Source organism: Streptomyces sp. CNT360 (assembly GCF_000424785.1).
In genome coordinates, this window is record NZ_AUKO01000029.1 from 126633 (window position 1) to 134461 (window position 7829).

Sequence of the window (7829 nt, forward strand, 5' to 3'; positions counted from 1 at the left end):
CAACTCCCGGCCGTACACGTGAGCGTGAGCACTTCGCGAACCCCTCGCGTCCCACACCCACACCCTGGAGGTTACCCATGCCTGCCGTCCCGCGGCATCCGGCCGCAAGACACTTCCGCGTGCTGCGCCGTCTGGCCACCGCGCCCGGCGGCACGCGCGGCAAGTGGCTCGTCCTCGCCGCCTGGTTGCTGATCGTCCTGGCGCTCGGCCCGCTCGCCGGGAAGCTCGGCGAGGTCGAGGACAGCAGCGCCAACGCGTTCCTGCCCGGCAACGCCGAGTCCGCCCGGGTCAACACCGAGCTGGAGAAGTTCCGCGGCGACGACGAGATCATCCCCGCGGTCGCCGTCTACTCCCGTCCCGGCTCCGGCACCACGCGGGCCGACGCCGCCGAGGCACGCGCCGACCGCGCCGCCTTCGCTCCGCTGGTGCCCGAGGGCGAGCAGGTCACAGGGCCGGTGCCCTCGCGGGACGGCCGGGCGCTGATGCTGGTCGTCCCACTGTCCACCGGCAGCGACGACATCACCGCCGACCTGAAGAAGGTCCGCACGGTCGCGGCCGCGCACGCGCCACCCGGGCTGGACGTGGCGGTCGGCGGCCCGGCCGGTTCGCTGACCGACAGCGTCGAGGTCTTCGACGACCTCGACTCCACCCTGACGCTGGCCACCGGCGCCGTCGTCACGCTGCTGCTCCTGGTGACCTACCGCAGCCCGCTGCTGTGGCTCTTCCCCGTCCTGTCGGTCGGCTTCGCCGCGGCGGCGACCCAGGCGACCACGTACCTGCTGGCGAAGTACGCCGCCCTGCCCGTCGACCCGCAGAGCGCGGGCATCCTCATGGTGCTCGTCTTCGGCGTGGGCACCGACTACGCGCTGCTGCTGATCGCCCGCTACCGCGAGGAACTGCACCGGCACGAGGACCGGCACACGGCGATGCGGCTCGCGCTGCGCCGCTCGGGCCCGGCGGTCGTCGCATCCGCGGGCACGATCGCCGTCGGGCTGGCCTGTCTGGCCCTCGCCGACATCAACTCCGCGCGTTCGCTGGGCCTGGTCGGCGCGGTCGGCGTCGTCTGCGCCCTGCTCGCGATGATCACGGTGCTGCCGGCGCTGCTGGTGCTGACGGGACGGTGGGTGTTCTGGCCGTTCGTCCCGCGGTACGGGACCCGGCCGCGCGCCGCCCGCACCGTCTGGGCCCGCATCGGAGCCGCCCTGGCGCTCCGGCCGCGCTGGTCGTGGCTGATGTCGGCCGGGGCGACGGCCGTACTGGCGCTGAGCGCGACCGGCCTGACCATGGGCCTGACCGACGCGGAGATGTACCGGGACAAGCCCGAGTCCGTGGTCGCCCAGGAGAGGCTGTCCGCGCACTACCCCTCGGGCGCCTCCGACCCGGCCACCGTCGTGCTGCGCAGCGACGCGCGTGAGCAGGTGCGGCGGACCGTCGCGGACCTCGACGGCGTGGAGTCCGTACGGCCGGAAGGCCGCACCGCTGACGGGAAGCTGACCTCGCTGGCCGTCGTCCTGGACGACGCCCCCGACAGCGACGCCGCCAAGCAGACCGTCGAACGGGTCCGTACGGCCGTGCACCAGGTGGCGGGCGCCCACGCGCTGGTGGGCGGCACGACCGCCGAGTCGCTGGACACCCGGCGCGCCGCCGAGAGCGATCTGAGGACCGTCGTCCCGGTCGTGCTGGCCGTCGTCCTGCTCGTGCTGGTCGCCCTGCTGCGCGCCCTGGTCGCACCGTTGCTGCTGCTGGCGACGGTCGTGCTCTCCTACTTCGGCGCGCTGGGAGCCTCCAACCTGCTCTTCACCCACCTGCTGGGCTTCGCCGCGCTGGACAACACCCTCCCGCTGATGGGTTTCGTCTTCCTCGTCGCGCTCGGCATCGACTACAACATCTTCCTCATGACCCGGGTCCGCGAAGAGGTGGCCCGGCAGGGTCACACCAAGGGCGTACTGGCCGGACTCACCTCCACCGGCGGGGTGATCACCTCCGCGGGGGTCGTGCTCGCCGCCACCTTCGCGGTGTTCGCCTCCATGCCGCTGGTGTCGATGGCGCAGCTGGGCGTGCTGGTGGGCCTCGGCGTGCTGCTGGACACCTTCCTGGTCCGCACCGTCCTGGTGCCCTCCCTGGCCCTGGACCTCGGTGCCCGCATCTGGTGGCCGAGCCGACCGGGCCGCCGCGTGGGGCCCGCACCTTCGACGGAGGAGGAGCAGCGGGAGCCGGCGAGGGCCTGACCCCGTCACCGGGACGAAGGCCCGCCCCGGCCCCCCGGGCGAGGGCCTGGGCCCTGTCACCGGCACAGGGCCGGACGGTGCCCCACCGCTCGTGCGGGAGCGCGGTCGGTGGGGCACCGGTGTGTGCGGCGGCCGTCCGTCTCCTTGACGCCCGTCCGCCACCCGTCCCATAATTCATCGGGTGATGAATAACCCGCCTCCCGCCCCCGCGGAGCCCGCCGTGCACGCCGAGGGCCTCACCGTCCACCGCGGCGCCCGCCGCGTCCTGGACGGCCTCTCCTTCGACATCGCCCCCGGCACCGTCACCGGGCTCCTGGGCCCCTCCGGCAGCGGGAAGTCCACCCTCATCCGGGCGATCGTCGGCACCCAGGCCAAGGTCACCGGCACCCTGGACGTCCTCGGCAGGCCCGCCGGCTCCGCGCCGCTGCGCTCCCGCGTCGGCTACGTCACCCAGGCACCCTCCGTCTACGGCGACCTGACCGCCCGCCAGAACCTCGACTACTACGCCGCCGTCCTCGGCATCCCCCGTACCGACCGCGCCGCCGCCGTCACCCGGGCCCTCACCGACGTCGACCTCACCTCGCACGCCGACGACCTGGCGGGCAACCTCTCCGGCGGCCAGGCCTCCCGCGTCTCGCTGGCCGTCGCCCTGCTCGGCACCCCCGAACTGCTCGTCCTCGACGAGCCCACCGTCGGCCTCGACCCGGTGCTCCGCCGCGACCTGTGGGACCTCTTCCACCGCCTCGCCGCCGCGGGCACCACCCTGTTGATCTCCTCGCACGTCATGGACGAGGCCGACCGCTGCGAGCACCTGCTGCTCGTCCGCGACGGCACCCTGCTGGCCGCCGACACCCCCCAGGCCCTCCGCGAGGCCACCCGCACCGACACCGTCGAGGAGGCCTTCCTCACGCTCGTCGACACGGCCCGCAGCCAGGAACCCGCCCCCGGGCCCACCCACCACTGACCGCGAGGACCCTCATGAACGCCTCCCGCACGCTCGCCACCGCGCGCCGCGTCCTGCGCCAGCTCGGGCACGACCCCCGCACCATCGCCCTGCTGCTGCTCGTCCCGATCCTGCTGCTCGTCCTGCTGTACTACGTCTTCGACGCGGACCGCCGGGCCTTCGACAGCATCGGCGCCTCGCTGCTGGGCATCTTCCCGCTGGTGACGATGTTCCTGGTCACCTCCATCGCCACCCTGCGCGAGCGCACCTCCGGAACCCTGGAGCGGCTGCTGTCCATGCCGCTGGGCAAGGCCGACCTCATCCTCGGTTACGCGCTGGCCTTCGGCGTCCTGGCCGTCGTGCAGGCCGCACTCGCCACCGGAGTCGCCGTCTGGTTCCTCGACCTGGACATCGCCGGTTCACCCTGGCTGCTGCTCCTGGTCGCGCTCCTCGACGCGCTGCTGGGCACGGCGCTGGGACTGTTCGTCTCGGCCTTCGCCGCCTCCGAGTTCCAGGTCGTCCAGTTCATGCCCGCACTGATCTTTCCGCAGATCCTGCTGTGCGGACTGTTCGCCCCGCGCGGCAGCATGCAGCCCGTCCTCGAAGCACTCTCCGACGTCCTGCCCATGTCCTACGCGGTCGACGGCATGACGGAAGTCCTGCACCACACCGGCGCCACCGGCGACTTCGTGCGCGATGTCGCCGTCGTCGCGGGCAGCGCCCTCCTCGTCCTCGCCCTCGGCGCCGCCACCCTCCGCCGCCGCACGGCCTGACGCGGGCGGGCGACCGCCGGCCACCTGCCGGTGCGAGGATGAGTCCGGCACGGGGCGCGCGCCCGGCGGCGCCCCACGGCACCGGCCCGGCACGGGCCCACGACGAGGCACGAGGGGAAGCACACTCCATGACCACCCAGAACGTCGCGGTCCTCGGCACCGGCAAGATCGGGGAAGCCCTGCTCTCCGGCATGCTCCGAGGCGGCTGGTCCCCCTCCCGCCTGCTGGTCACCACTCGGCGCCCCGAACGCGCGGCCGAACTGCGTGAGCGCTACGGCGTCGAACCGGTCGGCAACGCCGAGGCCGCCAAGTCCGCCGACATCCTCATCCTCACACCCAAGCCCCAGGACATGTCCGCCCTGCTGGACGAGCTCGCCCCGCACGTGCCCGCCGACCGGCTGGTCATCAGCGGCGCCGCCGGCATCACCACCGGCTACCTCGAACAGCGGCTGTCCCGGGGCACGCCCGTCATCCGTGTCATGGCCAACACCCCGGCCCTCGTCGACGAGGCCATGTCCGTCATCTCCGGCGGCACCCACGCCACCGAGGACCACCTCGCCCTGGCCGACGAGATCTTCGGCGGCGTCGGCAAGACGCTCCGCCTCCCGGAGGGCCAGCAGGACGCCGCCACCGCGCTCTCCGGCTCGGGCCCCGCCTACTTCTTCTTCCTCGTCGAGGCCATGACCGACGCGGGCATCCAACTCGGCCTGCCCCGGGACAAGGCCCACGAGCTCATCGTCCAGGCCGCCGTCGGCGCCGCCACCATGCTCCGCGACAGCGGCGAACACCCTGTCACCCTCCGCGAGAACGTCACCTCGCCCGGCGGCACCACGATCAACGCCATCCGCGAGCTGGAGAACCACCGCGTACGCGCCGCCTTCATCGACGCGATCGAGGCCGCCCGCGACCGCAGCCGCGAACTGGGCGGCTGACGACCCGGCGGCCCCAGGACGCCGCCCTGCCGCGGGGCCACCGCGCTCTCCCGCCCCAGGGCCACCTCGCCCTCCCGTCCCGGAGCCGGTGCACCGTCCCCTTCCTGGGCCGGTGCACCGTCCCGCCCGGTGGGGACGTCCCTCCGCGCGCCCCGGCGAGCCCGCCCCACACGCACCCCCTCGTGCACCAGCGTCATGGTGAACGCCGACGCCAGCCCGAGCGCCACCCCGTACAACGGTGTCTCCTCGAACGCGGCGCCGCCCACATACCCCGGCCCCGCCGAGTAGCAGGCCCAACTCAGCACCGCCACGGCGTCGTACCGGGTGAACAACCGCCGCGGGAAGCCCGCCGCACCGGTGGTGAGCGTGGCCGCCGTCCGGCCGCCCGGGATGTACCGCGCGGCGACCAGGACCAGCCCGCCCCGCTCGACGAGCATCCGCCCCACCCGCTGGTAGGCGCGCCAGGGGCGGCTCCCTTCCCGCAGGCGCGCCGTCAGCCGCGCCTCCGAGCGCCGCCCGATCGCGTACGAGACGTGGTCCCCCAGGAACGCGCCGAGCGCCGCCACCACGACCACCCCCGCCCACGCCGGCTCACCCTGCGCCGCCGAGAACACCCCCAGGGTGACGACCAGGGTCTCGCTCGGCACCACCGGGAAGAACCCGTCCAGCAGCGCGATCGCGAAGAACGCCACGTACACCCACGGCGTACTGACGAAACCCTCGACCGCGTGCACCATCGCGTCATTCATGCCGAGGAACGTACGAAGCGAAGGGACGTCGGCTCAGTGCACGATCGTCCTCGGCCACCCTTCACTTTCGTCAGGTGTGCCCGCCGTCCGCTCCCCGTACCGTGACGCTCGTGGACGTCCCACCACCGCCCCGCCCCCGGACGGGCCCCCTCGGCCTCCTCGACCGCCACCTGCGCGCCCGCACGCTCCTGACCGACCTGCCCCTCTGGTTGCTGCTGGCCTTCCCCCTCCTCACCCTCACCGAAGTCCCGCTGTGGCTGCGCGTGGTGGCCGCCCCGCTGCTCGCCGTCGCGGCGTTCCTCAGCCGCCGCGCCCCGACCGCCGCCGCGCCCCGACCGCCGCCGCGGCCGTCCCCGCCGCGCTCTCCCTCGCCGTCACCCCGGAACTGTTCACCAGTACCTTCAGCCCCGCCCTCGTCACCCTCAGCTTCCTGCTGGGACGGCGCACCGGAAGCGTCCGCCGCTCCCTCGCCGCCGTGGCCGGCCTCTGCACGAGCGGCCTCGTTCTCGCCCTCACCCTGCCCGGCGCCGACCTGTGGGACTGGTTCACCCTGGTCACCATCGTCCTCTTCGCCGCCGTCCTGCCCTGGTTGCTGGGCCGCTTCCGGCGCCAGCAGTACGCCCTCCAGGCCGCCGGCTGGGATCTGGCGGCCCGCATGGAACGCGAACAGCGACTGGTCGCCGACCGTGCCCGGCTGCGCGAACGGTCCCGCATCGCCGGCGACATGGACGACTCCCTCGGCCACGACCTCAGCCTCATCGCGGTGCGCGCCGCAGCCCTCCAGGTGTCCCCAGGGGTGGACGACGCCGCCCGCGCCCCGGCGGCCGAACTCCGGCAGGCTGCCGCCGACGCCACCCAGCGCCTCAGCGAGATCATCGGCCTCCTCCGCCAGGACTCGGCGGCCCCCACCGCCGAGTCCGTCCCCGACCTGGTGGCCCGCACCGCCGCCTCGGGCGTCCGCATCACCCTGCGCCGCCCCGCCCCGCAGGAGCCCGGCCCCCTCCCCGTCGTCCCCGTCGTCCCCGCCCTCGTCGACCGAGCCGTCCACCGCGTCGTCCAGGAAGCCGTCACCAACGCGACCAAACACGCCCCCGGCGCGCCCATCACCGTCGAACTGGGCCAGGAGGGCGGCACCGTGCACGTCACAGTCGTCAACGGCGCACCGGAACCGGCGCCCCTCCCGGAGCCCGGTACCACCACGGCAGCGGGCTCCGGAACCGGACTCATCAGCCTCGACGAGCGCGTACGCCAGGCAGGCGGCACGTTCCGGGCACGGCCGCACGGCGACGGCTACGAGGTGACCGCCCGCCTCCCCCTCACCCCGCACCAGGCCCCCCCCTCGCCGCCCCCGACACCCCCGCGGCGCCGTCCCGCGCCGGCACCCAACTCGAACAGGCCCGCCGCCGGGTACGCCGCGGCCTCGCACACGCCGTCTGGATCCCCGCCGCCGCCACGGCAGTCGTCGGAATACTGATGTACGGCTTCAACCTCTACACCTCCTACCGGTCCGTACTGGACGAGCAGACCTACGCCGACCTCCACCTCGGCGACCCGCGCTCCGCGGTGACCTCCCACCTGCCCCCGTACGAGTACGACGACAAGTCCCGCCCGCCCGGCACCCCGGCCGACCCCGCCCACACGGACGAGTGCGTCTTCTACCGGCAGGCTGCTTTCGACAACTCCCGCCTGTACCGCCTCTGCTTCACCGACAGCCACCTGACCCACAAGGGCCTGGTCTCCACGGAGGCGCACACGAAGGGCGGAGACGCGGCTCACAGTTGACACCGTGCTCAGCGCTCCGTAAAGTTCATCGGGTTGCCATGGAGCCGTCACGGTTCCTGGTAACCCTTCAGCTGGTTCGGCTGCATCACTACGAGAGCACTGTCTCCCCTTCGCAGGGGTCCATTCGGCATGCCGAATTTCTTCTGCGGTCGGCTCAATTTGGAAGTCGGCGGGGAAAGGCTCTAAAGTAGCGGTCAGCCGGAAGGCGCCCCGCCGACAGGGGATTCCGATGCGGAAGACGGTACGGAAACGGACCGGAAAACGGATCTGATAGAGTCGGGGACACCGAAAGGGCAAACGTCCGGAGAAGCCGGTGAGATGGTTTCGATGGAAGCGTCCGTTTCTTGAGAACTCAACAGCGTGCCAAAAGTCAACGCCAGATATGTTGATACCTCGGCCTTGCCGGTCTTGATGGCTGGTTT

General features: G+C 73.0%; 7 protein-coding genes and 1 pseudogene. 6 read left to right on the forward strand and 2 right to left on the reverse strand.

Features of this window, described 5'->3' with window-relative positions; translation table 11 throughout:
* Positions 1-77: 77 nt before the first annotated feature.
* The 4 genes from H297_RS0122145 to proC all read left to right on the forward strand — a co-directional run bounded on the left by H297_RS0122145 (position 78) and on the right by proC (position 4876).
* Positions 78-2228, forward strand: coding sequence for an MMPL family transporter (locus H297_RS0122145; RefSeq protein ID WP_027738841.1), 2151 nt, complete (start codon positions 78-80; stop codon positions 2226-2228).
* A 184-nt stretch (positions 2229-2412) separates the two neighbouring features.
* Complete coding sequence (locus H297_RS0122150) at positions 2413-3192, forward strand: ABC transporter ATP-binding protein (protein ID WP_027738842.1); 780 nt, start codon at positions 2413-2415, stop codon at positions 3190-3192.
* A gap of 14 nt (positions 3193-3206) precedes the next feature.
* A complete protein-coding gene (locus tag H297_RS0122155; RefSeq protein WP_027738843.1) occupies positions 3207-3944 on the forward strand; it encodes an ABC transporter permease in 738 nt (245 codons plus the stop codon).
* A 128-nt stretch (positions 3945-4072) separates the two neighbouring features.
* The gene (gene proC / locus H297_RS0122160; protein WP_027738844.1) at positions 4073-4876 is read left to right on the forward strand and encodes a pyrroline-5-carboxylate reductase; all 804 of its coding nucleotides are present in this window, start codon (positions 4073-4075) and stop codon (positions 4874-4876) included.
* 326 nt (positions 4877-5202) lie between these two features.
* On the opposite strand, the pseudogene H297_RS41965 reads toward proC, so the two are convergent.
* A pseudogene (locus H297_RS41965) lies at positions 5203-5625 on the reverse strand (DedA family protein); the annotation flags it as partial.
* A gap of 253 nt (positions 5626-5878) precedes the next feature.
* Here H297_RS41965 and H297_RS37815 point away from each other — a divergent pair.
* Positions 5879-7099 (forward strand): ATP-binding protein, encoded by a 1221-nt coding sequence (locus tag H297_RS37815; RefSeq protein ID WP_051352076.1) that lies wholly within the window; start codon positions 5879-5881, stop codon positions 7097-7099.
* Positions 7099-7407, forward strand: a complete 309-nt coding sequence (locus H297_RS41970; RefSeq protein ID WP_051352077.1) for a hypothetical protein — start codon at positions 7099-7101, stop codon at positions 7405-7407. The genes H297_RS37815 and H297_RS41970 overlap by 1 nt, the downstream gene beginning before the upstream one ends.
* A gap of 194 nt (positions 7408-7601) precedes the next feature.
* Here the strand turns inward: H297_RS41970 and H297_RS44495 are convergent.
* Positions 7602-7829 (reverse strand): hypothetical protein (locus H297_RS44495; RefSeq protein ID WP_486589621.1); only part of this gene is annotated, 228 nt, incomplete at its 5' end.